The sequence below is a fragment of the Actinomycetospora sp. CA-053990 genome (assembly GCF_050948445.1).
Taxonomy (GTDB): Bacteria; Actinomycetota; Actinomycetes; order Mycobacteriales; family Pseudonocardiaceae; genus Actinomycetospora; species Actinomycetospora callitridis.
The window spans coordinates 2,811,587-2,836,166 of the sequence record NZ_CP192043.1 but is presented as its reverse complement, the minus strand read 5'-3'; the positions used below and the strand labels follow the sequence as shown (position 1 = coordinate 2,836,166).

Genomic DNA, 24,580 nt, shown 5'->3' with positions numbered 1-24,580 from the left:
CGGCGGCCACGGACCACCGCTCCCGGGAGGACCCGATGAAGTGCCCACCCTTCGACTACCACCGGGCGACCGGCGTGGCGGACGCCGTCGCCGTCCTCGACGCCGCCGACGGCGAGGGGAAGATCCTCGCCGGGGGCCAGAGCCTGATGCCCGTCCTCGCGCTGCGCATGGCCCGCCCCGAGGTCCTGGTCGACATCAACCACGTCCCCGGCCTCGACCGGCTCGAGCGGCGCGGCGACGCGCTCCACCTCGGCGCCCTCGTCCGCCATCTGACCCTCGCCGAGCAGGACCAGCACCCCCTGCTCGCCGAGGCCGCCCGCTGGATCGGGCACACCGCCATCCGCAGCCGCGGCACGGTCGCCGGCAGCCTCGCCCACGCCGACCCCTCGGCCGAGCTGCCGTCGGTCCTGCTCGCGTGCGACGGCACCGTCCACGTCGCCGGACCGGGCGCGACCCGGCGGGTCGGCGCCGCGGACCTCTTCGTCGGCGCGCTCCAGACCGATCTGGCCGACGCCGAGATGATCACCGAGGTCGAGCTGCCCGTCCCCGACGCCTGGGGCTTCTCCGAGTTCGCCCGCCGCCACGGCGACTTCGCCGTCGTCTCGGCCGTCGCCGTCCGCTTCGGCGACCGCCTCCGTGTCGTGGTCGGCGGAGTGGCCGGCGTCCCGCACCTCGTCCCGCCCCCCGACAGCGCCCCCGACCTGCTGACCGTCTCCGGCGCGGTCGAGGGCGACCGCGTCTCCGAGATCGCCGACGCCGCCGCCCGGGGCGTCGAGCCGGCCTCCGACCTGCACGGGAGCGCCGACTATCGGCGCGCCCTCACCCGCGAGGTCGTCCGCCGCGCCCTCGCCCAGCTCGCCGGGACCCCGACGAGCGACCGCAGCCCCGTCCCCGCCTGAGGAGGCCGACGTGCAGATCTCCCTCACGGTCAACGGCGAGCGCCATCGCGTCGACGTCGAGCCCCGCCGCACCCTGGCCGACGCCCTGCGCGAGGACCTGGGGCTCACCGGCACCCACCTCGGCTGCGAGCACGGCGTCTGCGGCGCCTGCACGATCGTGGTCGACGGCCGCCCCGTCCGCGCGTGCCTCATGTTCGCCGTCCAGGCCGACGGCGCCGCGATCTCCACGGTCGAGGGCCTCGCCGCCGACGACGGCACCCTGCATCCGCTGCAGGAGGCGTTCTCGCGCTGCCACGGCCTGCAGTGCGGCGCCTGCACCCCGGGCATGCTCATGACCGCCCTGTACCTGCTCGACACCGAGCCCGCGCCCAGCCGCGACCGCATCCGCGCCGAGATGGCCGGCAACATCTGCCGCTGCACCGGCTACGTCGGCATCGTCGACGCCGTGGAGTCGGCCGCCGCCCAGCAGCGCGAGCTCGCCACCGAGGCCTGACGGTGGGCCCGACGGAGTCCGTCGACACGGACCCGGCCGCGGTCCGGGCGTGGGCCCGGCACCTCGGGCGCGCCTGCGATCCGCCGGCGCTGCGCCGGGAGCTGGCCGCGGGGTCGCTGCCCGCTGCCGCGCAGGCCGCGGCGGCCCGGGCCGGCGACCGCACCGCGGTCGAGGTCGACGGCGACGTGCTCACCCACGCGCGGCTCGACGCGGTGGCCGGGCGCGTCGCGGCACGCCTGCGAGCCCGTGGCGTCGGCCGGGGTGACGCCGTCGTGCTCGTCGCCGGGACGTCCCTCGCCCTCGTGGTCGCCTACCTCGCCGTCCTGCGGCTGGGCGCGACGGTCGTGCCGCTCGACCCCGCCCAGCCCGTGGCCGCGAGGGACCGCATCGCCGGGCTCGCCGGCGCCCGGGTCGTCCTCGACGGCACGGCGCTGCGCGACCTGGTCCTCGAGGCCGCGGACGAGCCCGATCCCGTGCCGGTCGGCGACGAGCCGCGGCCCGGCGACGTCGCCGTCCTCGCGTTCACGTCGGGCACCACCGGCGCACCGAAGGGCGTGCCCATCACCCACGCCAACCTGCTCGCCTCGGCCCGCGCCGCGATGGCCGCGTGGCGCTGGGCCGACGACGACGTCCTCGTGCACGCGCTCCCCCTGTTCCACCAGCACGGGCTCGGCGGGCTGCACATGACGCTGATCGCCGGCACCACCGCCCGGATCGCCTCCCGGTTCGACCCCGACGGGCTCCTCGCGACCGACGGCACCGTCCTGTTCGCGGTGCCGGCGATCTGGGCGCGCCTCGTGGACCACCCCCGGATCGGTGCCCTGCGCTCGCTGCGCCTGGCGGTGTCCGGCTCGGCGCCGTTGTCGGCCGCGCTCTCCGATCGCGTCGCGTCCGCGATCGGGCAGGTGCCGTTGGAGCGCTACGGGCTCACCGAGAGCGGGCTCGACGTCTCGAACCCCTACGACGGCCCCCGCGTCGCCGGGACCGTCGGGTTCCCGTTGCCCGGCATCGAGCTGCGCCTCGGTGAGCAGGACGAGATCCAGCTCCGTGGCCCCCAGGTGATCTCCGGGTACCTCGACGGGGCGGCCCCGGAGGCCTTCCTGCGCGACGGCTGGTTCCGCACCGGCGACCTCGGTCGGCTCGACGAGGAGGGCCGGCTGACGATCGTCGGTCGCCTCAAGGAGCTGATCATCACCGGCGGGTACAACGTGGTCCCCCGTGAGGTCGAGGTGGTGCTCGAGGAGCAGCCCGGCGTCGTCGAGGTGGCCGTCGCCGGGCTGCCGAGCGAGCGGTGGGGCGAGGAGGTGACCGCGTTCGTCGTCCCCGGGGACCCGGCGCCCCACGAGGACGCGCTGCTCACGGCGGCCCGCGAGCAGCTCGTCGGCTACAAGGTCCCCAAGTCCGTCCGGTTCGTCGACGCGCTGCCCCGCAACGCCATGGGCAAGATCGTGCGCACCGCTCTCGGCACGGAGGAGCACCCGTGAGGATCACGACCGACGACGGCGTCGGCCTCGCCGTCCACGTCACCGCACCGACCGACGCCGACTCCGATGCTGACGACGGGCCGGGTCCGCCGATCCTGTTCGTCCACGAGTTCGGCGGCGACCACCGCTCGTGGGATCCGCAGGTCGCCGACTTCTCCCGCGCCCACCGCTGCGTCACCTACGACGCCCGCGGCTACCCGCCCTCCGACGTGCCGACCGACCCCGCGGCGTATTCGCAGGACCGCGCCGTCGCCGACGCCCTCGCGGTCCTCGACGCCTCCGGCACCGAGCGCGCCGTGGTCGTCGGCAACTCGATGGGCGGGTTCGCGACCCTCCACCTCGGACTGCGCCATCCCGAGCGCTGCCTCGGCCTCGTCGTCGCGGGCTGCGGCTACGGCGCCGCCCGCGAGCACGCCGACGCCTTCCGCGCCGACGCGCTCGCCCTCGCCGACGCCTACGACCGCGTGGGGCCGCCGCGGTCGCCGCCGAGTACGGCCACCGCCCCGCCCGCCAGGCCCTGCGTCGCCGCGACCCCGCTGCCCACGAGCAGCACCTGCGCATCCTCGCCGAGCACGATCCCGTCGGCGCCGCCCTCACCATGCGCGGGGTGCAGGCCGCGCGGCCGTCGTTGTTCGACCTGCGTGCCGACCTCGCCACGATGTCCGTGCCGACCCTGCTCGTGGTGGGCGACGAGGACGCGGAGGCGATCGACGCCAACCTCATGCTGCGCGGGACGCTGCCCGACGCCGGCCTCGCGGTGCTCCCCCGCGCCGGGCACCTCACCAACCTCGAGGACCCGCACCTGTTCGACCACCTCGTGCGGACGTTCGTCGCCGGGCTCGGGGGCTCCTCGACGCGGTGACGAGCGGGGTCGGCGTCAGGACGACGGTGCGGCGCAGACCGCGATGAAGACCAGGCCGTCCGGGCCCGCCCGCAGGAACCTCGACGAGTCCACCGTGACGGCGACGTACTGCCCGGGCCCGACCGGGATCTCCTCCCCGTCGACGACCACCCAGCCGTGACCCCGGAGGACGGCGTAGGCGTCCTCGGCGTGGTCGTCGACGTGGTCGTGGGGAACGGTCTCCTCCCCGGCGGGCAGCTCGATCTGGTAGAGGCCGAAGGCCGTGAGCCCGAGGGCCTCACCGACGCGCTTCTCGAACGGACTCGCCGCGGGATGAGGTCCCCGACCGACACCGAGGTCGGCGGCGTCGACGCTGTAGTGGGTCACGGACGGAACCTAGGACAACGACCGGCCGTCAGCCGAAGAACACCTCGGCCTCGTCGAGGCGGGCCGTGGGGACCGTCTTGAGCTCGGCGGTGGCCTCGTCGAGCGAGACCCGCACGATGTCGGTGCCGCGCAGCGCGACCATCACGCCGGAGTCCCCGTCATGCAGGGCCGCCACGGCCTGGACGCCGAACCGTGTCGCGAGGACACGGTCGTACGCGGTGGGCGTGCCCCCGCGCTGGATGTGACCGAGTACCACGGCGCGGGACTCCGCACCGGTCTCCCGCTCGATCTCGTCGGCCAGCCAGGTGCCGACCCCGCCCAGGCGGCGGTGGCCGAAGGCGTCGGTGCCGCCGGCGGCGATGAGCTCGTCGCCGCCGTCGGGCACCGCGCCCTCCGAGACGACGATGACCGGGGCGTACTCGTTGCGGAAGCAGCTGTTCACCCAGTCGCACACGCGAGCCACCGTGAACGGCCGCTCCGGCACGATGATCACGTTCGCACCGCCGGCCATGCCCGCGTGCAGGGCGATCCAGCCGGCGTGGCGCCCCATCACCTCGCAGACCAGCGCTCGTCGGTGCGACTCCGCGGTGGTACGCAGCCGGTCGATCGCCTCGGTCGCGATGTGCACCGCGGTGTCGAAGCCGAACGTGTAGTCGGTGGCGGCGAGGTCGTTGTCGATCGTCTTGGGGACCCCGACCACCCGGACGCCCTCCGCGGCGAGCCGGGCCGCCGCGCCGAGGGTGTCCTCGCCACCGATCGCGATGAGCGCGTCGACGCCCTGGGCCGCCATCGTGGCGCGCACGGCGTCGGCGCCGCCCTCGCCCTGCGCGTAGGGGTTCGTGCGCGACGAGCCGAGGATGGTGCCGCCCCGCGCGAGGATCCCGGCCACGTCGGCGAGGTGCAGCGGCCGCGACGCCCCCTTGAGCGGCCCCCGCCAGCCGTCCCGGAAACCGATGACCTCGTCGCCGAAGGCATCGGCGCGGTGCACGACGGCCCGGATGACAGCGTTGAGCCCCGGACAGTCGCCGCCGCCGGTCAGCATCCCGATACGCACGATGTTCTCCTCGTCGAGAGTCGCCGCGCGCCAGTGTGCCAGCTCACCTGGACCGGTTCAGCTCCGCCTCGCGGCCGTGGTCATTTGACCGAAGCGCGGCGGCGGTGCCGCGCCCTAGCGTGAAGTCCAGGCCGGAACGCACGTGAGACGGAGTGATGATGGTGGCGACCACGCGCGGTTTCCTGGGGCGGCGCAAGGAGCGCGATCCGCGTCTGCCTCCGGGGCAGTACGACGTCGGGGCGGGGTGGCCGGTGCTGACCGCCGAGGCCACCCCGCGGGTGGACGCCGACAAGTGGAGCGTCACCGTCGACGGGCTGGTGGACACGCCGACGACGTGGACGCTGCGGGAGCTGCGGTTGTTGCCGCCGTCGGTGTACGCCGGCGACATCCACTGTGTGACGACGTGGTCGAAGCTGGACACGAACTTCACGGGGATCTCGGTGGACACCTTGTTCGCCGCGGTCGGGGTGCGCCCGGAGGCGACGTTCATCGTGGAGACCTCGACGACCGGTTACACCACCAACCTCCCGATCGCAGACGTGACCGGCGGCAAGGCGTGGCTGGTGTGGGAGCACGAGGGCAAGCCGTTGGCCCGGGAGCACGGGGATCCGGTGCGGATGCTGGTGCCGCACCTGTACTTCTGGAAGTCCGCGAAGTGGATCTCGAAGATCACGTTGCTGGACCACGACGAGCCCGGTTTCTGGGAGGTGAACGGCTATCACGAGCGAGGCGATCCCTGGCGTGAGCAGCGCTACGACGGGGACTGATCCCGCCGTCCTCGACGACCGTCGTCCGCCGGGCGGAGCACCGGGTAGATGTCCGTGCTCTGCGCGGTGGCGATGACCGCGTCCTCGGGACGGATGCCGGAGAGCCGCACCGACTGGGGCGGCAGCACCGCATCCAGCAGCCAGTCGGCGGCCAGCCGGACGCGGTTCGCCACGCCGGGGAGCGCGAGGAGGTGGTACCCGCGCGCCGCCAGCTTGGCGGTCGGTCCGGTGATGGGGAACCCGAGCGGGTTCGCGACGGCGTCCCGGCCCCCCAGCACCGTCGGGCGCGCCTGCGGTCCGTCCTGGGGCCCGCGGCCCGCGCCGGCTCCGCCGTGACCCATTGACCGCCTCCACCTCGCCGGTGCTCCGAGGGCCGAGTCTGCGAGCCGGCTCGTCGTCGGCATCAGTGATCCGACCCGCGCCGGGGCCCCGGTCGATCGCCGTGGCCGTTTCACTGATGCCCGGCGAGAGTGCAGGCTCCAGCCTGGGCGAGCGTTGCCGGACCATGGCGAGCACGACCTCCAGGAGGTGAACGGCGATCACGAGCGAGGTGACCCCGGACGTGAGCAGCAGCGCGTCGGCAGGGATCCACGACCGGTTCCGCGTTCCCGACGATCGCGCGGGCGGCCCGAACGACCGACGCGCGGCCGCGAAGTGGCGCGACGCGCGGGTCGTCGAGGTCGCGCACCCGGCCGTCGACGCGGTGGTCCTGCGCCTGGCCGTGCCCGAGCGCGTCCAGCACCACCCCGGCCAGCACTACGTCGTGCGCCTACGTGCCCCCGACGGCTACACCGCGCAGCGCTCGTACTCGGTCGCGTCCGCCCCGGGCGACGACCTCGTGGAGCTGTTCGTCGAGCGCATCTCCGACGGCGAGGTGTCGGGCTACCTCGCCGACGTCGTCGAACCCGGCGACGAGCTCGAGGTCCGCGGCCCCATCGGGCGCTGGTTCGTCTGGACCGGGCGCACCCCGGCCGTCGCGATCGGTGGCGGCAGCGGCGTCGCCCCGCTGGTCGCGATGCTGCGCCACGTCAGCGACCTCCGGCACCCGGAACGCCTGCGGCTGGCGGTCAGCGCCACCACCCGCGCCCGCCTGCCCTACGCCGACGAGCTCGAGGCCGCCGGCGCCCGGATCGCGCTCACCCGCGCACCGGGCGAGCACGCCGGACGCCTCGACGCGGCGGCGATCGCCGAGCTGGTCGACCCGGCGGCCACGGTCTACCTGTGCGGCTCCGCGCGCTTCACCGGCGCCATGGAGACGCTGCTCGTCGACGCCGGCCAGCCCGAGGGCAGCATCCGCGTGGAACGCTTCGGCCCCACCGGCGGTTGATCACCGAGCATGGCCGTCCTGGTGGCACTCGGATCGTTCGTCGCGACGCTCCTCGGAGGGGCGCGGGCCGTCCGGCTGCGCGACGAACGCCATCTCGTCCTCGGCCTGGCCGCCGGCGTGATGCTCGGCGTGGTGTTCTTCGACCTGCTGCCCGAGGCCATCGAGCTGTCCCCAGCCTCCGGGTCCGGACCGCCCGCCTTCACCCTCGCCCTCGCCGCGGGGTTCCTGTCGCTGCACGTCGCGGAACGGGCGATCGCCCTGCACCACGGCCATCGAGCTGTTCACGAGCACGGGCATGAGCATCAGCACGAGCACGCGCAGGAGCACGGACGAGAGAAGATCGGCCTGACCGCGGCCGGGGCGCTGGTGCTCCACAGCACGCTCGACGGCGTCGGGATCGGGGCGGCCTTCCAGGGCGGCAGCAGCGTCGGCATCCCGGTGGCGGTGGCGGTGATCGCGCACGACCTCGCCGACGGCTTCAACACGTTCACGCTCACCGAGCTCTACGGCAACTCGCGGGCGCGCGCCTTCCTCCTGCTCGGGCTCGACGCCGTGGCGCCGGTCGTCGGCGCGGTCATCGGCACCGCGATCCGGTTCCCACCCGGCGTCCTCGGGCTCTACCTGGGCTACTTCGCCGGGGTGCTGCTCGCCATCGCGACCACCGACGTCCTCCCCGAGGCACACGCGGCGCACCCCGCGAGGACCACGGTGCTCCTCACCGTCGTCGGGGTCGGTGCCATGTGGCTGATCACCACGCTCGGCCCCTAGGCCGGGACCCGAGCCGACCGGACAGCCCGGCCACGGTGAGCGCCAACGCGGCGCAGACGAGCCAGACGACGACGAAGCTCGCCTCGGACGAGACCGGCCTCGCGGCACCGGGCACCGTCGTCACCATCCCGGCCATCACCGCCGCGAAGACCGCGCCCGCGACCGCCCCGCCGACGGTGCGTGCCGTGTTGACGATCCCCGAACTGATCCCGACCGAGTCGGCGGGGGCACGCCGGACGACGTACGCCGACAGCGCCGAGATGACGAGGCCGTTCCCGAGACCGATCAGGACCTGCCACGCCACGAACCCCGCCGCCGACGCGTGCGCGACCACCGTCAGCAGATAGCCCACCGCCGTCAGGAGGGACCCGACGACGAGGGCGACGCGACTCCCCCACCGCTCGGCGACCAGGGGCGCCACCAGCGTGCCGCCGAAGGCGGCCACCCCGAACGTGAGCAGCGCGGCGCCGAGGGCTCCCGGCCCCAGCCCGAGCCCGACACCGCTGCTCCTCGGCAGCCCGAGGAACAGCGCCGTGGCCGGCTGCCCGCCGAACAGCTCGGCGCCGAAGAAGAACCCCGCGAGGAGCGGGACACCGAGTCCACCGCGCAGCACGAGCGCGAGGTCGACGAGCGGGGAGTCGACCCGACGCTCCACCGCCACCCACACCCCCAGGACCGCGAGCCCGCCGACGATCCCCACGAGGACCAGCGCGCTCCCCCAGCCCCACCTGCTCCCGTTCCCGATCGCCGCCAGGAACAGCACCAGGCCGAGACCCGGCAGGGCGGCGCCCGCCAGGTCGGCGCGGCCGTCCTTGCGCAACGTGGTCTCCGGCACGAGCAGCCGCGTGACCGGGACCGTGGCGATCATGACGACGGCAGGGATCCACAGGGTCACCGACAGGCTCAGGTACTGACGGGCCACCCCGCTGAGGAGGAAGCCGACACTCCCGCCGATGGCCAGCGCACCGACGAGCAGGGACACGGCCCGTCCCGACCGTTCGCCCGCGCGCTCGCGGACGATCGCGAACTCCAGCGGCAGGAACGCGAGGAGGGGGCCCTGGATCGCGCGCCCCACCAGCAGGAGTCCGAAGGTGGGCGCCACGGCGACGAGCACCGCACCGGCCGCGACCAGGGCCGCCGAGATGACGAGGAGCCGGCGGTGGCCGTACAGGTCCCCCAGCTTGGCGATCAGGGGGACGCAGACCGCGGTCGAGATCAGGAAGACCGCGCTGACCCAGTTCAGGTCCCCCGCAGTGACGCCGTAGCGCTCCAGGAGGCTCGGCAGCAGCGGCGGGAGCCAGGCCTGGAGGACCCCCGAGGCCAGCTCCAGGACGACGAGGAACCCGACGACGGACGACGTCGCGGCCCCGGAGAGCGACGGGCGAGCGGACGGGGACGACATGGCCGCTCCTGGTTGCCGGGGCATGCACCGGAGAGTTCGAGGCTCTCGGCGCCTCGAGGCCGGCGCATCGGTGTTGTGACTGCGGGCCCGAGCGCGTAGTCGGCCGACGCGCGTCCTACCCGTCGATCAGCCCCTGCAGGGCGCCACCGAGCAGCTCGTCCTTCGGCAGGAACCCGACCGCGCCGACGCGCTGCGCCGCCGTCCGGTTCCCCGCATCGGCGTCGGTGGAGATCAGGACGACGCGCGGGGGCGACGGGAGGGCCACCAGCTGCTCGGTCAGCCCGAACCCGTCGCCGTCGGGCAGGCCGATGTCGACGACCACCGTGTGCGGGCGCCGCTCGACCGCGCACGCCACGGCCTCGGCGACGGTGCCGGCCTCGATCACCTCGTAGCCCCAGCCGCTGAGGATGCGGGCGGCGAGACCGCGGAAGCCGGCGTTGTCGTCCACGACGAGCACCAGCCCCGTCGTCCTCGCCGGGGGATCACCCTGGTCGCGCGCCGAGCGCCCTCCGGCGGGCCTCGGGCCGTCCGCGAGCGGCGGCCCCGACCGCGCATCCCCGCCGTCCGCTGCCCCACGGGAGTCCGAGACGCGGATCGGGGACGCCATGGCGAGACCGGCGTGGCGGGAGTGGGACGGCCGGGTGTGCGAAGGCAGGCCGAGCGTCCGGCGCAGTGCGCCCGGAGCCCTTTTCACGGTCTTACACTAGCGCACCGGCAGGTGGCGTTCCGTGCCTCGCACGGAGACGGTGCACCCCGGATTCCGGCCGCGGGAGCGCGATCCGATGCCCTGCCGGTCACGGCTGCCGGAGCCGGCGAGGGATGGGGGGCGTCGATCAGCAACCGCATCGATGGGACGGCCCCCGCCCACGGTCCCGTCGACCGACGCCCCTCGAACGCCGAGCGCACCGCGCTGCGACGTGTCGCCGGTGTCGCCGCCGACGGCGGTCCGACCGAGGCGCTGTTCGGCGCCGTGACCACCGAGGCCGCCGCCCTGACGGGCTGCCCGCTCCTGGCGCTCGCCAAGTTCGAGGACGACCTGGACCACGGGACGATCGTGGCGCAGACCGGCGACCACATCGCCGTCGGCGTCCGGTTCGCGGTCACCGGGACGAGCATCGCGGCGCGCATGGTGAGGTCCGGTCGCGCCGAGCGGATCGACGACTACACCGGAGTCGACGGCGCCGAGGTGGTGATCGACCGCGGCCACAGGGCGGCCGTGGCCGTGCCCCTCGTCGTCGGCGGGAACCTCTGGGGCCTGCTGGGCGCGTCGTCGACGGTCGGGCCGCTGCCGCGCGGCACGGAGAACCGCCTGACCCTCCTCGCCGAGGTCGCCGCGGCCGCGATCGCGAGTGTGGAGGCCCGCGACCGTCTGCGGACCCTGGCCGACGAGCAGGCCGCGCTCCTGCGCGTCGCCGCGCTGGTGGCCGGCGGTGCCACGGAGAGCGTCGTCTTCCAGGCGGTGGCGACGGAGGCGGCCGGCCTCGTCGGCGACGAGGCGACGACGCTCGTCCGCTACGAGGGTGGGCGCACCTTCACCGTCCTCGCGGAGCGCAACGGGCCCGCGGCGGTCGGTGTGCGCTACACGATCCCCGAGGACGACGAGGGCACGTCGGCGGAGGTCCTGCGCACCCTGCGGCCCGCGCGGCGCGACAGTCACGCCGACATCGCGGACCGGTCGTACTCCCTGCGGGAGTTCGACGTCGGGTCGAGCGTCTCGATCCCGATCATCGTCGAGGGCCGGCTCTGGGGATGCCTGGGCACGCTGACCGAGGGCCGTCGCCTGCCGTCGGGCACCGAGCAGCGTCTCGTCAAGTTCGCCGAGCTGATCAGCGTGACCATCGCGAACGTCCAGGCCCGCACCCAGCTCCAGCGCTACGGCCGGGAGCAGGCCTCCCGGCGCCGGGTCGCGGAGCTGGTGGCGCGCGGAGCCGCGCTCCCGGAGGTCTTCGACGCCGTCGCGTTCGAGGCGTCGACGCTCCTCGGGGGCCTGCCCGCGAACCTCGCCCGCTACGACGACGTCCGCACCTGCACGGCCGTGTCCGAGTCCGGTGGCGGGGTGCCCGTGGGGTCGCCGGTCCGGTGGGACCCCGCGGTGCCGACCGAGGTGGCGGTGCCGGTGGTCGTCGAGGACCGCGTGTGGGGCGTCCTGTCGACCGTGACCTCCGGACACCCGCCGCCCCCCGACGCCGAGGAGCGACTGGCCGAGCTCGCGGAGCTCGCCGCCGCGGCCATCGCGAACGCCGAGAACAGGGAGAAGCTGCGGGCGTCGCGAGCACGGGTCGTGGCCACGGCGGACGAGACGCGACACCGGCTGCAGCGGGACGTGCACGACGGTGCCCAGCAGCGCCTCGTCCAGACCGTCCTCACCCTGCGGATGGCCCTCGATGCGGCGGACGAGGGAGAGGACGCCGTCGGTCTCGTCGGCGAGGCCCTCCAGCACGCGGAGAGTGCGACGACCCAGCTGCGCGACATCGTCCACGGGATCCTCCCGGCGTCGGTCACCCGCGGCGGCCTGCGCGCCGGCCTCGAGACACTGATCGCCGACCACACGCTGCCGGTGCGGCTCGACATCAGCCGGTACCCCAGCGGCCGGCTCCCGGGCGACGTCGAGGTGGCCGCCTACTTCGTCGTCAACGAGGCCCTGACGAACGTCGTCAAGCACGCGCAGGCCGGCGAGGCCCGCGTCACCGTCGCGGCCGGGACGGAGGCGCTGACCGTGGACGTCCGGGACGACGGTGTCGGCGGGGCCACCTTCGGAGGCGGCAGCGGGCTCGTCGGCCTCACCGACCGGGTCGAGGCGATGAACGGCTCGCTCGCCGTCTCGAGCCCCCGCGGCGGAGGAACGACGGTGCACGCGACCCTGCCGATCCGGTGGACCGCGGGGTCCGGCCCGGCGGCCGCCGCTCCGCCGGGCTCGACCTGACGGTCCGAAATCCGCTCCGGAATCCCTTCTCCAGCACGGGGTGGAGGCCCGGCACCGGCTAGTGTTCGCCCGTGGAGTCGTCCCTGCGTCTCGTGGTCGCAGAGGATCAGGCCCTGGTGCGCGAGGGGATCATCCGGATGCTCGAGAGCGCCGGGCTCACCGTGGTCGGCGCCGCCGTCGACGCCGTCGACCTCGTGCGACAGGCACGGCAGCACCAGCCCGACGTCATCATCACCGACATCCAGATGCCGCCCGGCCGCTCCGACGACGGGCTGCGCGCGGCGATGGAGATCCGCGAGCTCTACCCGGGGATGGGCGTCATCGTCCTGTCGCAGTTCCTGGAGGACCGCTACGTCCTCGATCTGGTCGGGGAGCGCGCGGACGGGGTCGGGTACCTGCTCAAGGAACGCGTGGCCGATCGGACGATCCTCCTCGAGGCCGTGCGTAGCGTGGCGGCCGGTCAGTCGGCGCTGGACCGTGACGTGATCGCCCGCCTCGTCGGTCGGCGGCGCGCCACCGGGCCCCTGGACGACCTCACGCCCCAGGAGCGACGCGTGCTGGCCCTGATGGCGGAGGGACGATCGAACACGGCGATCGCCGACGCGCTCACCGTGACGGTCCCGACCGTGGAGCGGCACGTGAGCGGCATCTTCACCAAGCTCGGCCTCCTGCCGTCGGAGGCGGAGCACCACCGTCGCGTCGTCGCGGTGCTCAAGTACCTCCAGCACTGACCGTCCCCTCGGTCGACAGAGCTGCTCCGGATGCCCACCACGGCCTGAGGGGTGGCACCCACGGGCGGTGGGCCAACCCGTGCACGACCGACGTGTGCGCTCCACAGCGTTCCGCGCCGCTCCTCGGCCAGGCTGGGCGGGCCGGTCGAGCGCGACCGGCGCGCCACGGCGGGGGAGTCCGATGCTCATCGAGCGGTCACCGCGCGCCGAGGCCCCGCCGCCCGCCTCGTCCGCCTGGCTGCTGCTCCACCGCGACCACGTCTCCCCCGCCCTGCCGCCGCTCCTGGCGATCTCGTCCGATCCCGCGCGGGCGGCCGCGGGCGATGTCGAGGCGCTGGACCGCGAGATCCGCGACCTGTGGCGGGAGACGGATCCCGCCCGGGTCGTCCGGGTGGCCACGGCGGCGCTCGCCCTGGGCCGGGGCTCGGAGTGCCGGGCGGCGTTGTGGACGGTGGTCGAGAACGGCCGGGAGGGCGGCGACGTGACCGCGGGCATCAGGGCGATCTCGCTGCTGTGTGCCGACGGCTTCGTCACCGGCCGATGGGACGAGTGCCTCCGCCTCGCGGACGAGGGCACCGCCCTGTGCGCGGTCCACGGACACCGCCTGCTCGCGGGCCCGCTGCGCCTGGCCCGGGCTCTCGTCGCGGCGGCGAGGGGGGACCTCGGACCGGCCGCCGCTACCCGGGGGAGCACGCCCTGGGCCGGGACGGTCACCGCGTCGCGGCGCTGGCGGCCCTGGCCGACGACGACCTCGAGCGGGCCCACGAGCACGCGCACGCGATCAGCCCCGCGGGCTCGCTGCCTCCGCGCAACCATGCCGCCCTCGCCGTCGCGCTGGACCTCGTCGAGGTCGCCCAGTGGACCGGTCGCACCGGCGAGGCGGCCCGTCACGCCCGCGCCATGCGGCAGGCGTCCCTCGCCGCGCTCTCCCCGCGCTTCGGCATGCTGGCCCTCGGCGCGGAGGCCGTCGCGACCTCCCCGGGCGCCGCGGCCGCCGACCTGTTCGAGCAGGCGCTGGCCACGGCCGGTGGTGAGCGATGGGCCTTCGACCACGCGCGGATCCAGCTCGCCTACGGCCGCCATCTCCGGAGGAACCGGAGCACCGCGCCGGCCCGGCACCACCTCGACGCGGCCCTCGCCACCTTCCGGTGGCTCCGCGCCGAGCCCTGGACCGAGCGGACCCGCGACGAGCTCCGGGCCGTCGGGGCGAGGACCGGCGCGTCGGCTCGGGGGTGGGGACGCCCGTCCCTGGCACCGCACGAGCACGAGGTCGCCTCGCTCGCGGCGTCCGGCCTCACGAACAAGCAGATCGCCCGGCGACTCCATCTCTCGCCCCGCACGGTCTCGGCGCGGCTCTACCAGGTCTTCCCCAAGCTCGGGGTCACGTCCCGCGCCGGCCTCCGGGACGCCCTGACGGACCTCGCCGTCGCGGACGAGCGACGGACGTCGTGACCGCGCCCTCGCCCGCGCGGAGGGACGACGAGGGAGACGCTCCACCGTGCGGCCGCGGGCCGACGCCCGCCGTGCTCCGGACCGTCCTGCGGCAGGCCGACGACCTCACCCCCGCCGGACCGGCCCGCGCCCGGCGCCTGGGCCGTGCCGCGCACCGGAGCGCAGAGGTCACCGGGGACCTCGCAGCGGTGCCCCGGCTGCTCGCCGACGCCCGCCGGGCCGATCCCCACGCCGCCACCGGCCTGACGTGGGTGACGGCGGCGGCCGCGAAGCAGCTCCACGGGGACGGCGACATCGACACGTCGCACCGGGTGATCCTCGAGGCCCTCGAGTCGAGCCTCCTCGACGGCGACATCGAGGGCCGCCTCGACGACGACGTCGTCGACGCCCTCCATCTCCTGCGGGACGTGTGCGCGACCGGGGGTCGTGACGAGCTGTGGGCCCCGCTGCTCCGCCTCCTGGAGCGCCTGCGCCCGCTGCTGCCGGACACCCTCCGGGTCCCCGGCGGTACGGCGACCGCCCTCGGCCCTGTCCTCACCGCCGTCGACGGCCTGGCCGACGAACGCGATCCCCGGCGCATCGTCCGGGTCGCCACCGCGGCGTCGGACTTCGACCGCGGGGCGGGGTGCGGGGACGCGCTCCGGCGGGTCGTGGCGGACGGGCGCTCCGGAGGGGCGGTCGCCTCGGCGGTCACCGCACTGCGGATCCTCGCCCTGGACGCCTACCGGGAGGGACGGTGGACCGCGGCCGAGGACCTCGCCACCGAAGCGCTCGAGGCCTGCACCGACCGCCGTCTCCCGCTGCTCGCCGCACCCGCGCGATGGTGTCTCGCCCTCGTCGCCGCCGCCCGCGGGGACGACGCCGCCGTGGGTGCCCTGACCGACGAGCTGACCGCCTGGGCCGTGCCCCGGGGCGCACGGCAGCTCGTCGTCCACGCGGGCCAGGCCCGGGCCCTGGCCGCCCTCGGACGCGGCGATTTCGAGGACGCCTGGCGCGAGGCCACCGCCGCCGGCCCGGCCGGTCTCCGGGCCCAGGGCCCGGCGCAGTGGGCGACCCTCGACGTGGTCGAGGCGGCCGTCCGCACCCACCGGTTCCCCGAGGCGCGCGCCCACGTCGCGGCCGTACGCGCCGCCCTCACGCCGGCGCACAGCCCGCGCCTCGCGCTCCTCGCCGCGGGCGCGACCGCGATGGCGGCGCCCGACGACCGCGCCGGCGCCCTCTACGAGGCCGCGTTCGCCCTGCCCCACGCGCAGCGGTGGCCGTTCGACCTCGCCCGCCTCCGACTCGCCCACGGCGAGCAGCTCCGGCGTGCCCGATCGACGACGGCGGCGCGCGAGCAGCTCCTGCTCGCGCTCGACACCTTCACCGATCTCGGGGCCCGCCCGTGGGTCGCCCGGGCGAGCACCGAACTGCGCGCGGCCGGTCACGCCACCGACCGGGGGGTCGGCGGACCCCCGAGGGCGGGGCAGCCGTCCCTCACCGCCCAGGAGCGCGAGGTCGCGGGTCTGGCGGCGTCCGGGATGACGAACCGGCAGATCGCCGACCGGCTGCACCTCTCCCGCCGCACGGTCGACGCCCACCTGTACCGGGTGTTCCCGAAGCTGGACATCACCGGGAGGGCGGCGCTGCGCGACGCCCTCGACCGTCTGGGCGACCGGCAGGCAAGCGCAGGTCAATACACGGATGCCCCGCCGGAGCCGGCGGCGCAGCCTGGAATCCCGCGATCCGACAGCCCGAGATCCGGCAGCCCGAGATCCCGAAGCTGAGCCCCCGAGGAGCACGCCATGACATCCGAGCCCACCACCGGGACCACCGGGACCACCGACGCCGTCGACGACCTCTCGACCACCCTCAAGCGCACCGTGCTCCAGCACGAGTCCTCGACCATCCCCGGCCGCGAGATCGTCCAGGTGCTCACCGAGATCCCCTGCGGCGTCGAGTCCGGCTGGCACTTCCACCCGGGCGAGGAGGTCGGCTACATCGCGGCCGGCACCGTCGAGATGAGGATCCAGGACCGGCCGACGATCACGCTCCGGACGGGCGAGGGCTTCCTCATCCCGCCGCGCACGCCGCACAACGCACTCGACCTCGGGCCCGACACGGGGCGGATGCTGTCGACCTACATCGTCGGGATCGGCGAACCCCTCACGACGCTGGTCGACGCTCCGCAGACCTGATGAGCCAGGGCTACTTCTCGATCGCCGAGACCGACGAGGTGCGCTCGGCCCAGGAGCGCCTCGGCAGCCGCGCCGCCGTGGCGCGCCGGGCGCGGACGCAGGGCTCCTCGACCGACCCCGAACCGCGCGACCGCTTCACCGCGGCGGAGCAGGAGTTCGTCGGCGACCGCGACGGCTTCTACCTCGCGAGCGTCTCGAGCACCGGCTGGCCGTACGTCCAGTTCCGGGGCGGCCCGCCGGGCTTCGTCCACACCCCGGACCCCCACACGCTGGCGTGGGCCGACTTCCGCGGGAACCGGCAGTACATCAGCACCGGCAACGTGGAGGGTGACGACCGGGTCTCGCTGTTCTTCATGGACTATCCGCACCGCGCGCGCCTGAAGGTGTTCGGCCACGCGCGGATCGTGGGCGCGCGCGACGACCCCGACCTCCTCGCCGGGCTGACCGTCCCCGGCTACCGGGCCGTCGTGGAGCAGGCGGTCGTCGTGACGATCGCGGCCTTCGACTGGAACTGTCCGCAGCACATCACCCCACGGTTCAGCCCGGTCGAGCTCGAGTCGCTGCTGGGGCGGGACGCCGGCACCGAGGACGTCGATGCCGGCTGACCGGGAGCTGTCCGAGATCTACGCGCGCCTCGGCACCCTGGACGCCGTGCTGGCCGATCTCGTCCGCCGGCACGGACGCCCCGACCCCTTCGTGTGGTCGCCCGCGTACGACGCCGCGCGGACGACCTTCGCGAGCCTGCTCCTGCACGTCATCAGCCAGCAGATCTCGACCGTGGTCGCCGTGCAGTTGTTCCGCCGGGTGGAGGGCGCCGCCGGCGGCACGCTCGACCCGGAGGGCGTCGTCGGGCTCGGCGCGGATCGGCTGCGCGAGCTGGGACTGTCGCGGGCCAAGGCCACGACCGTCGTCGGCGTCGCCGAGAGGCACCTGGCGGGGACCTTGGACACCGACCGCTTCGCGGGTGCCTCCGACGACGAGGTGACAGCGGCCCTGACGGCCGCGCGCGGGGTCGGGCCGTGGACGGCGCAGATGTTCCTGATCCACCAGCTGCGCCGTCCCGACGTCCTGCCCGCCGGCGACCTCGGCATCCGCCACGCCGTGGGGGCGGAGTGGCCGGGGCGGTGGCAGGAGCAGGGCTCCGCTCTCCCGTCGGCCGCGGAGGTCGCACAGCTCGGCCGCGGATGGCGGCCCTACCGGACCTACGCCGCGGCGCTCCTCTGGGCGTCGCTGCGACCGGCCGCGGACGCACCGCTCACGGCGTCCGGGCGCGGCTGACCCCGATCATCGAGTCCCGGGTGACGAGGGCGGCGAGCTGCTCCTGCGTCCACCCGTCGGTGCCGGCGGGACGCATCGGCATCACGAGGTAGCGCATGTTCGCGTTGCTGTCGTGCACCCGGATCCGCACCTCGTCGGCGACGTCGGTGCCGAACCCGGCCAGGACCGCCCGCGGCTCGCGGACCGCCCGCGACCGGTACGGCCGGCTCTTGTACCAGTCGGGCGGCAACCCGAGCAGCGCGCGCGGATAGCAGGAGCACAGCGTGCAGACCACGAGGTTGTGCGTGTCCGGGGTCTGCTCGAGGACGACGAATCGGGCCTGGTCGTAGTTGTCGATGCCCGACTGCTCGACCACCGCGGTGGCGTCGTCGCGCAGGCGGGCCCGGAAGTCCGCGTCGACCCACGCGCGGGCCACCAGCGCGGCGCCGATCGTCGGGTCGTGGGCATCGAGGGTCTCGACCATCGCCCGGACCTCGCCGGCGCCGATGAGGCCCTTGGCGACCAGCAGCTCCCGCATCGACTCGACGAGCACCTCGAAGTAGTCCGGCTCCTCGGCGGCGGACTCGACGGGTGCGTGGGCCTCGCTCATCGCGCGTCCTCCTCGGCGTGCTCCAGCCAGTGCTCGTAGATCTCCAGCTCCAGCACGTCCTCGGGAGCTCCCCGGTAGTCGGGCCACAGGGCGACCTGGGGGATGCGGACGCGGTAGAGCTGCACCTCGGTCCCGGCGTTGACCCCGTAGGCCTCGCGCTCGGGGTCGAGGAACCGCGGCAGCACCCGCTCGATCACGCCGACCCCTCCGCGCACGTAGACCGGTGTCCGCACGTGTCCCGGGGCGTCACGGTCGGCGATGCGGACACGCTGCCCCGGGGCGAAGGCCGCCGTCACGGGTCGGCCGTCAGCCGGCGCCGGACCTGCGCCATCGTCTCGCCCAGCTCCTCCGAGGTGATCAGGCCCTTCTCGATGAGCACCTTCGAGGCCGAGACCGCCCACCGCTCGTAGTAGGTGAGCGAGGAGAGGATCTGCCCGCCCAGGTCCTCGACGCCGCGCCGCTTCTCCTCGGTGTTCACCAGCTTGTGGGCGTCGAGGACGTTGAGCAGCGCGTGGCACGTCTTCTCGAAGGGCGTCATCTCGTGGTCGTCGCGGGTCACCGGGCCGCCCGGGAGCCGCCCGCCCATGTCGTGGGTCGGCCGTACGATCAGCTCGCTCTTGTCGGTCATCCGGCGATCTCCTCGGACGAGGCGGCGTCGTGCGCCAGCCGCTCGAGCAGCCCGTGCATCCGCTCGAGGATCGTGGGGACGGGGTCGGCGCCCGGGTCGATGTCGAGTCCGCGGGGGTCGCGGTACCCGATGGCGGTCCGGCCGCCGGGCTGCGCCCAGACCAGCAGGCGCAGCGGCAGGTCGTGGCCGACCCGAGGGTCGGCCTGCATCAGCCGGGTGCCGACCGCCGGGTCGCCGAACACGAGCACGACCTCGTCCGGGAGCTCCAGACCGACCGCACGGGCGGCCGCGGCGTGGTCGATGCGGGCGAACACCGCGATCCCGGCCTCCTCCAGCGCCCGCTCGAGCCGTGCGACGACGCCGGCGACGTCGAGCTCGGCCTCGACCACCGTCAGTGGTGGCGCCACGGGCTCAGCTCGCCACGGCCGTGCGGTCCAGCGCGTCGAGCACCACGTTCGCGACCTCCTCCGCGTGGGAGATGCCCACGACGTGGGACGCGCCCGCGATCTCGACGGTGCGCCGGGCGTCCGCGCGCTCCGCCATGATCCGGTGCGCACCGACGGGGATGTTGTGGTCGAGCTCGCCGAACACGAACCAGCTGGGGACCGTCTGCCACAGCGCCTGCTGCCCGGCGGGCTCGAACAACGCCTCCTGGGTGACGGGGCGCTGCGTGATCGCCATCCGCGCGGCCTGGTCGGCCGGCAGGTCGGCGCAGAACTGGGCGTGGTACTTGTCCTCGGCGATGTAGGTGTCGGTGCCGCCGCCGGCCAGGGGCACCGGGACCAGGGTGTCGCCGAGGGTCGACCCCGGGACGAGCGCCGAGGCGTCGCCGGCGCTCTCGCCGGGCGCGAGGGCGAACCCGGCGATGTAGACCAGCGCGACGACGTCGCCGGCGTCCGCGGGGACCCCCGACAGGACGGCCCCGCCGTAGGAGTGGCCGACCAGCACGACCGGCCCGTCCAGGGTCCTGATCAGGTCGGTCAGCAGGGCGGTGTCGGAGGCCAAGCTCCGGAGCGGGTTCGCGAAGGCGATCACGCGGCCCTCGGAGGGCAGCCGGTCGAGCAGGCCGTCCCAGCTCGACGATTCGGCATAGGCTCCGTGCACGAGCACGATCGTGGGCGTCATCTCGGTCCTCTCCTCCAGGGTGTGCGGGCGTGGTGGGGGGCGACGGAACCGTCGCCGGGCGGGCGCCGATCCCACGAGGAAGCCGGACACGATCTCGGCCACCTGCTCGGGCTGGTCCTCGACGAGGAAGTGGCTGGCGTCCACGCCCCGGCCCGCGACGCGGCGGGCCCACGGTCGCCAGACGTCGAGGACGTCGCCGTAGAACCGCGGCAGCGCGCCCCGCGCGCTCCACAGCGCCAGGAGCGGGCACTCGATGTACCGCCGCCCGCGGTCCGCCTCGTCGTGCTCGCGGTCGATGCCGGCCCCGGCGCGGTAGTCCTCGCAGATCGCCTCGACCGTCCCGGGGTCGTCGAGCAGCTCCCGGTAGGCCGCCATCAGGTCGGGCGGATACCGGTCCGGAGCAGCCCCGAGACCGAGGGCGCGGACGTGGAGGTCGAAGAACGCGTCGGGATCGGCGCCGATGAGCCGCTCGGGCAACGGGGCGGGCTGGGCGAGGAACGCCCAGTGCCAGTAGCCGAGGGCCATCGCGGCGTCGGCACGCGCCCACACCTCCCCGGTGGGCACGACGTCGAGCGCGGCCGCCGCGGTGACGCGCTCGGGATGGTCGAGCGCCATCCGGTAGGCCACACGACCGCCGCGGTCGTGCCCGACGACCGCGAACGCGTCGTGCCCGAGCGCGGACATCGCCTCCGTCAGGTCGAGCGCGAGCGCCCGCTTCGAGTGGGCGGCGTGGTCGGGGGTCGGTGTCGGCCGGAAGGAGGCCCCGTACCCGGGGAGGTCCGCGACGACGACGGTGTAGCGATCGCTCAGGAGCGCCGCGGTGGTGTGCCACATGAGGTGGGTCTGCGGATACCCGTGCAGCAGCAGGATCGGCGGACCGCTGCCGCCGACCCGGGCGAAGACGGTGCCCCGCCCCGTCGCCACGGTGCGTTCGGTGAACCTCTCGAACACGGCCCCTCCTTCCTCCTCGGTGGCCGTCAGGCCGTGCCGAGGGCAGCGCGCAGGAACGCGGTGGCCTGGGCGACGGACGCGCGCGTGGCGCGGGTGTCGGTGAGCGAGTTGAGCAGCATGAAGTCGTGCACGGTGCCGTCGTAGCGGACGGTGGTCACCGGGACTCCGGCGCTGCGGAGCTTCGCGGCGTAGGCCTCCCCCTCGTCCCGCAGGACGTCGGCCTCGTCCACCATCAGCAGGGTCGGCGGCAGGCCGCGCACCTGCTCGACGGTCGCCTGGTTCGGCGAGGCCGTGATCTCGGAGCGCCGGGCGCGATCGGGGGCGTAGGCGTCCCAGAACCACTCCATCGACGCGCGGCTCAGGTAGTAGCCGGTGGCGAACCGGTCGTACGAGTCGGTGTCCATCGCGGCGTCCGTGACGGGGTAGTACATCGACACCTGCACGAAGGTCACGTCGCCGCGGTCCTTGGCCATGAGCGCGAGGGCCGCGGTCATGTTGCCGCCGACCGACTCGCCGGCCACGGCCATGCGGGTGGGGTCGAGGCCGCGGGCCGCGCCCTCGCGCACGATCCACTGCGCGGTCGCGTAGCCCTGCTCGATCGCCACCGGGTAGCGCGCCTCGGGCGAGGGGGTGTACTCGACGAACGCCACCGCGGCGCGGGCCCCGACGGCCAGCTCCCGCACCAGGCGGTCGTGCGTCCCGGCGTTCCCGAGGATCCACCCACCGCCGTGCATGTAGACGACGACGGGCAGCACCGACCCGGCGTCGCGGGGCCGGACGAGCCGCACGCGCACGTCGCCGACCGAGGCGGGCACGGTGACCCACTCCTCGTCGACGGGCAGCTTGTCCACCGGCTGGGCCTGCAGGTCGTCGAGGACCTTGCGGGCCCCCTCCGGACCGAGGTCGTAGAGGAACGGGGGCTTGCCGGTGGCCTCGACGAGATCCTGCGCGGCGGGTTCGAGGACGACCTGCGGGGTGCCGGTCACCGTGCGGCGGAGGGGTCGGCGAGGAAGGCCAGGAGCTCCTGGTTGATCTCGCTCGCGTGGGTCACGCACATGACGTGGGGTCCGCCGTCGATCTCGACGTACCGGGCGGCGGGCAGGGCCGCGTGCAGGCGTCGCCCCTGGCCCTCGATGGAGAGGATGCGGTCCGCCGTGCCGTGGAAGATCAGGGCCGGGACGTCCACGTGCGGGAGGTCGGCGGCGTAGTCGTCGAGCCAGGTCGGCACGCAGGCCCACGTGGCGTACGCGGACGCCTCGGCCCCGGCGTTCCACAGCGCGCGGACGGTGTCCTCGCTGACCCGCTTGCCGAGGTAGTCGTCGAGGTTGAGGAAGTCCCCGATCAGCCCGCTGAGCCACGCGAACCGGTCGTCGAGGATGCCCTGCTGGACGCCGGCGACGGCCTCCGCGTCGACGCCCTTGGGGTTCTCGGCGGACTTGGTGAACGACGGGGCCAGGCTCTCGATGAACACGACGCTGCGCAGGCGGTCGGTGCCGTAGCGGCCCATGTACCGGGTCAGCTCGCCGGTGCCGAGCGAGAACCCGACGAGGGTCACGTCGCGCAGGTCGAGCTCGGTCAGCAGCCGGTCGAGGTCGGCGGCGAGGGTGTCGAAGTCGTAGCCCACGGCGGGCCGGCTCGACCGCCCGAAGCCACGCCGATCGTAGTTGATCACGCGGTAGCCGGCGGCGAGCAGCGGGTGCAGCTGCGGTTCCCACGACCGCCCGTCGAAGGGCCAACCGTGGATCAGCACGACCGGTCGCCCGCTCCCCTGGTCCTCGTAGTAGAGGTCGATCGGGGCGCTGTTCTCCTGGCCCACGGTGATCGTGCCCATCCGGAACTCCTCTGCTCGGTGGCCTCGCCCGGCCCGTCCCGGGGCGAGAAGGCCTGGCACCGAGCATCGGGCGCGGAGCAGGGGCGCACATCAGTCATCTGTCCATGGGCGTGCACCGAGGACGGCTCGCGAGCACGGTCAGTTGACCGATGTGCCGTCCGCCCGGCCGACGTTGGCTGGGCCCTGCCCCGCCGAGAGGTGCACACCGGTCCGAGGAGCGCAGCGATGATGAGCGTGAGCGATGCCGAGCGAGCGACGGCGGCGGTCCGTTCGCGGTTCCGGACCGTGCTGTTCGCCGGAGGACCGGTCCCGAGCTGGCACGAGCGTGCCGCGTGCGCGTCGGCGCCCACCTCGATGTTCTTCCCCGAGACCGGGGGCACGCTCCAGGCGGTCACCGTCCGGGCGGCGAAGCGCGTGTGCGCCGGCTGCGTCGTCCGCGAGCAGTGCCTGGCCGACGTGATGGCCTACGAGTCTCGGGCGCACCGCCGGTACGGCGTCGCCGGCGGGACCTCCGCCGCCCAGCGTTCGCAGCGGGGACGTCGTCACCGATGAGCCTGCTGATGGGGCGGGACCTCGGGGTGTTGTGGGACCTCGTGGACCTCGCGCCCCGACCGTCGCGAGTGCCGGCGCGGGTCCCGTGCCGGCGTCGCGGAGTCGCCGTGACGCCACGACGACGTCCGATCCGAGAGCCCCACCCGAACCGGGAGCGAGACATGGGACAGCTGGCAGGCAAGACCGCGCTGGTCACCGGCGGCAGCACCGGCATCGGCTTCGCCACCGCCGCGAGGTTCGCCGCGGAGGGAGCCGAGGTGATCATCACGGGGCGTCGGCAGACCGAGCTCGACGCGGCCGTCGACGAGCTCGGCGAGCACGTCACCGGGATCCGGGGGGACGTCTCCGACCTCGCCGATCTCGACCGGCTCTACGCCGCGATCGAGGCTCGCGGCCGGGGGCTGGACGTGCTCTTCGCCAACGCGGGCGGCGGCGGGTTCGCCTCGCTCGAGGAGCTGACGCCCGAGCAGTTCGACCGCACGTTCTCGATCAACGTGCGCGGCACGGTGTTCACGGTGCAGAAGGCCCTGCCGCTGCTCCACCGGGGAGCCTCGGTGATCGTCACGGGGTCGACCTCCGCCGGCCGCGGCGTGCCCGCCTTCGGCGTCTACTCCGCCAGCAAGGCCGCGGTGTACCAGTTCGCCCGCGTGTGGGCCGCCGAGCTGGCCGGGCGCGGGATCCGGGTCAACACCATCGTCCCCGGCCCGACCGAGACCCCGGGCCTGCTCGGCCTGGTGTCCCCGGGCGAGGCCCAGGGCCTCCTCGACGCCGAGGCCGCGCGCCTCCCGTTGGGACGGCCCGGACGCCCCGAGGAGATCGCCAACGGCGCCCTGTTCCTGGCCTCCGACCAGTCCAGCTTCATGACCGGCAGCCAGCTGTTCATCGACGGCGGCGACGTGCAGACCTACGCCGCCTGAGCGC

The 24,580-nt window shown here is 74.6% G+C and carries 28 protein-coding genes and 1 pseudogene; 17 read left to right on the top strand and 12 right to left on the bottom strand.

From position 1 onward, the window contains the following. The first annotated feature begins 35 nt into the window (after positions 1 to 35). The 5 genes and pseudogenes from ACQPYN_RS14570 (at position 36) to ACQPYN_RS14550 (ending at position 3,738) form a co-directional block, all read left to right on the top strand. Positions 36 to 899: an FAD binding domain-containing protein gene (locus tag ACQPYN_RS14570; protein WP_433038020.1), complete on the top strand. Its 864-nt coding sequence runs from the start codon at positions 36 to 38 to the stop codon at positions 897 to 899. 10 nt (positions 900 to 909) lie between these two features. Beyond that, a complete protein-coding gene (locus ACQPYN_RS14565) occupies positions 910 to 1,392 on the top strand; it encodes a (2Fe-2S)-binding protein (RefSeq protein ID WP_433038018.1) in 483 nt (160 codons plus the stop codon). 2 nt (positions 1,393 to 1,394) lie between these two features. Next, positions 1,395 to 2,876, top strand: coding sequence for a class I adenylate-forming enzyme family protein (locus ACQPYN_RS14560; protein ID WP_433038016.1), 1,482 nt, complete (start codon positions 1,395 to 1,397; stop codon positions 2,874 to 2,876). After that, positions 2,873 to 3,205 (top strand): annotated as a pseudogene (locus ACQPYN_RS14555) (alpha/beta fold hydrolase); the annotation flags it as partial. The gene ACQPYN_RS14560 and the pseudogene ACQPYN_RS14555, both read left to right, overlap by 4 nt. A 278-nt stretch (positions 3,206 to 3,483) precedes the next feature. Continuing rightward, entirely contained in the window at positions 3,484 to 3,738 is a 255-nt protein-coding gene (locus ACQPYN_RS14550) for an alpha/beta fold hydrolase (protein ID WP_433039196.1), read from the top strand. A gap of 15 nt (positions 3,739 to 3,753) precedes the next feature. Here the strand turns inward: ACQPYN_RS14550 and ACQPYN_RS14545 are convergent, their stop codons facing one another. Both ACQPYN_RS14545 and ACQPYN_RS14540 read right to left on the bottom strand, forming a co-directional pair. Then, positions 3,754 to 4,104, bottom strand: coding sequence for a cupin (locus tag ACQPYN_RS14545; protein WP_433038014.1), 351 nt, complete (start codon positions 4,102 to 4,104; stop codon positions 3,754 to 3,756). A 28-nt stretch (positions 4,105 to 4,132) separates the two neighbouring features. After that, positions 4,133 to 5,158 carry a 6-phosphofructokinase gene (locus tag ACQPYN_RS14540; protein WP_433038012.1) on the bottom strand — a complete coding sequence of 342 codons (1,026 nt, stop codon included), beginning with the start codon at positions 5,156 to 5,158 and terminating at the stop codon, positions 4,133 to 4,135. Between the two features lie 158 nt (positions 5,159 to 5,316). Between ACQPYN_RS14540 and ACQPYN_RS14535 the strand changes: the two genes are divergently transcribed. Further along, positions 5,317 to 5,925 carry a sulfite oxidase-like oxidoreductase gene (locus tag ACQPYN_RS14535; RefSeq protein ID WP_433038010.1) on the top strand — a complete coding sequence of 203 codons (609 nt, stop codon included), beginning with the start codon at positions 5,317 to 5,319 and terminating at the stop codon, positions 5,923 to 5,925. Here ACQPYN_RS14535 and ACQPYN_RS14530 read toward each other — a convergent pair. Continuing rightward, a complete protein-coding gene (locus ACQPYN_RS14530) occupies positions 5,910 to 6,266 on the bottom strand; it encodes a hypothetical protein (RefSeq protein WP_433038008.1) in 357 nt (118 codons plus the stop codon). The genes ACQPYN_RS14535 and ACQPYN_RS14530 overlap by 16 nt on opposite strands. A 221-nt stretch (positions 6,267 to 6,487) precedes the next feature. Between ACQPYN_RS14530 and ACQPYN_RS14525 the strand changes: the two genes are divergently transcribed. Both ACQPYN_RS14525 and ACQPYN_RS14520 read left to right on the top strand, forming a co-directional pair. Next, positions 6,488 to 7,252, top strand: a complete 765-nt coding sequence (locus tag ACQPYN_RS14525) for an FAD-binding oxidoreductase (RefSeq protein WP_433038006.1) — start codon at positions 6,488 to 6,490, stop codon at positions 7,250 to 7,252. Between the two features lie 21 nt (positions 7,253 to 7,273). Beyond that, positions 7,274 to 8,020, top strand: coding sequence for a ZIP family metal transporter (locus ACQPYN_RS14520; protein ID WP_433038004.1), 747 nt, complete (start codon positions 7,274 to 7,276; stop codon positions 8,018 to 8,020). Here ACQPYN_RS14520 and ACQPYN_RS14515 read toward each other — a convergent pair. Further along, positions 8,001 to 9,422, bottom strand: coding sequence for an MFS transporter (locus ACQPYN_RS14515; RefSeq protein WP_433038002.1), 1,422 nt, complete (start codon positions 9,420 to 9,422; stop codon positions 8,001 to 8,003). The genes ACQPYN_RS14520 and ACQPYN_RS14515 overlap by 20 nt on opposite strands. A gap of 115 nt (positions 9,423 to 9,537) precedes the next feature. After that, positions 9,538 to 9,879: a response regulator gene (locus ACQPYN_RS14510; RefSeq protein WP_433038000.1), complete on the bottom strand. Its 342-nt coding sequence runs from the start codon at positions 9,877 to 9,879 to the stop codon at positions 9,538 to 9,540. A 162-nt stretch (positions 9,880 to 10,041) separates the two neighbouring features. On the opposite strand from ACQPYN_RS14510, the gene ACQPYN_RS14505 reads away from it, so the two are divergent. From ACQPYN_RS14505 to ACQPYN_RS14475, 7 genes are all read left to right on the top strand, one after another. Continuing rightward, on the top strand, positions 10,042 to 12,345 hold the full coding sequence (locus ACQPYN_RS14505; protein WP_433037998.1) for a sensor histidine kinase: 2,304 nt from the start codon (positions 10,042 to 10,044) through the stop codon (positions 12,343 to 12,345). An 83-nt stretch (positions 12,346 to 12,428) separates the two neighbouring features. After that, on the top strand, positions 12,429 to 13,076 hold the full coding sequence (locus ACQPYN_RS14500; protein ID WP_433038887.1) for a response regulator transcription factor: 648 nt from the start codon (positions 12,429 to 12,431) through the stop codon (positions 13,074 to 13,076). A 582-nt stretch (positions 13,077 to 13,658) separates the two neighbouring features. Continuing rightward, the gene (locus ACQPYN_RS14495) at positions 13,659 to 14,528 is read left to right on the top strand and encodes a helix-turn-helix transcriptional regulator (protein ID WP_433037996.1); all 870 of its coding nucleotides are present in this window, start codon (positions 13,659 to 13,661) and stop codon (positions 14,526 to 14,528) included. Positions 14,529 to 14,599: 71 nt separating this feature from the next. Next, positions 14,600 to 16,294 (top strand): helix-turn-helix transcriptional regulator, encoded by a 1,695-nt coding sequence (locus ACQPYN_RS14490; RefSeq protein WP_433037995.1) that lies wholly within the window; start codon positions 14,600 to 14,602, stop codon positions 16,292 to 16,294. Between the two features lie 18 nt (positions 16,295 to 16,312). Further along, the gene (locus ACQPYN_RS14485; protein WP_433037993.1) at positions 16,313 to 16,705 is read left to right on the top strand and encodes a cupin domain-containing protein; all 393 of its coding nucleotides are present in this window, start codon (positions 16,313 to 16,315) and stop codon (positions 16,703 to 16,705) included. Beyond that, the gene (locus ACQPYN_RS14480; RefSeq protein WP_433037991.1) at positions 16,705 to 17,310 is read left to right on the top strand and encodes a pyridoxamine 5'-phosphate oxidase family protein; all 606 of its coding nucleotides are present in this window, start codon (positions 16,705 to 16,707) and stop codon (positions 17,308 to 17,310) included. The genes ACQPYN_RS14485 and ACQPYN_RS14480 overlap by 1 nt, the downstream gene beginning before the upstream one ends. Next, on the top strand, positions 17,300 to 17,983 hold the full coding sequence (locus tag ACQPYN_RS14475) for a DNA-3-methyladenine glycosylase family protein (RefSeq protein WP_433037989.1): 684 nt from the start codon (positions 17,300 to 17,302) through the stop codon (positions 17,981 to 17,983). Before ACQPYN_RS14480 ends, ACQPYN_RS14475 begins: the two co-directional genes overlap by 11 nt. Here the strand turns inward: ACQPYN_RS14475 and nthA are convergent. The 7 genes from nthA to ACQPYN_RS14440 are packed head-to-tail and all read right to left on the bottom strand — an operon-like array spanning position 17,961 to position 23,107. Further along, positions 17,961 to 18,572 carry a nitrile hydratase subunit alpha gene (gene nthA / locus ACQPYN_RS14470; protein WP_433037987.1) on the bottom strand — a complete coding sequence of 204 codons (612 nt, stop codon included), beginning with the start codon at positions 18,570 to 18,572 and terminating at the stop codon, positions 17,961 to 17,963. The genes ACQPYN_RS14475 and nthA overlap by 23 nt on opposite strands. Continuing rightward, on the bottom strand, positions 18,569 to 18,868 hold the full coding sequence (locus tag ACQPYN_RS14465; RefSeq protein ID WP_433037985.1) for an SH3-like domain-containing protein: 300 nt from the start codon (positions 18,866 to 18,868) through the stop codon (positions 18,569 to 18,571). The genes nthA and ACQPYN_RS14465 overlap by 4 nt, the downstream gene beginning before the upstream one ends. Further along, positions 18,865 to 19,200, bottom strand: a complete 336-nt coding sequence (locus ACQPYN_RS14460; protein WP_433037983.1) for a hypothetical protein — start codon at positions 19,198 to 19,200, stop codon at positions 18,865 to 18,867. Before ACQPYN_RS14460 ends, ACQPYN_RS14465 begins: the two co-directional genes overlap by 4 nt. Then, a complete protein-coding gene (locus tag ACQPYN_RS14455) occupies positions 19,197 to 19,607 on the bottom strand; it encodes a DUF302 domain-containing protein (RefSeq protein WP_433037981.1) in 411 nt (136 codons plus the stop codon). Before ACQPYN_RS14455 ends, ACQPYN_RS14460 begins: the two co-directional genes overlap by 4 nt. A gap of 4 nt (positions 19,608 to 19,611) precedes the next feature. Next, entirely contained in the window at positions 19,612 to 21,276 is a 1,665-nt protein-coding gene (locus ACQPYN_RS14450; protein ID WP_433037979.1) for an alpha/beta fold hydrolase, read from the bottom strand. 26 nt (positions 21,277 to 21,302) lie between these two features. Next, on the bottom strand, positions 21,303 to 22,262 hold the full coding sequence (locus ACQPYN_RS14445; RefSeq protein ID WP_433037977.1) for an alpha/beta hydrolase: 960 nt from the start codon (positions 22,260 to 22,262) through the stop codon (positions 21,303 to 21,305). After that, positions 22,259 to 23,107, bottom strand: a complete 849-nt coding sequence (locus ACQPYN_RS14440; protein WP_433037975.1) for an alpha/beta fold hydrolase — start codon at positions 23,105 to 23,107, stop codon at positions 22,259 to 22,261. The genes ACQPYN_RS14445 and ACQPYN_RS14440 overlap by 4 nt, the downstream gene beginning before the upstream one ends. Positions 23,108 to 23,335: 228 nt before the next feature. On the opposite strand from ACQPYN_RS14440, the gene ACQPYN_RS14435 reads away from it, so the two are divergent. Then, the gene (locus tag ACQPYN_RS14435) at positions 23,336 to 23,659 is read left to right on the top strand and encodes a WhiB family transcriptional regulator (RefSeq protein ID WP_433037973.1); all 324 of its coding nucleotides are present in this window, start codon (positions 23,336 to 23,338) and stop codon (positions 23,657 to 23,659) included. A gap of 161 nt (positions 23,660 to 23,820) precedes the next feature. Then, positions 23,821 to 24,576 (top strand): SDR family NAD(P)-dependent oxidoreductase, encoded by a 756-nt coding sequence (locus ACQPYN_RS14430; RefSeq protein ID WP_433037971.1) that lies wholly within the window; start codon positions 23,821 to 23,823, stop codon positions 24,574 to 24,576. Positions 24,577 to 24,580: the final 4 nt, after the last annotated feature.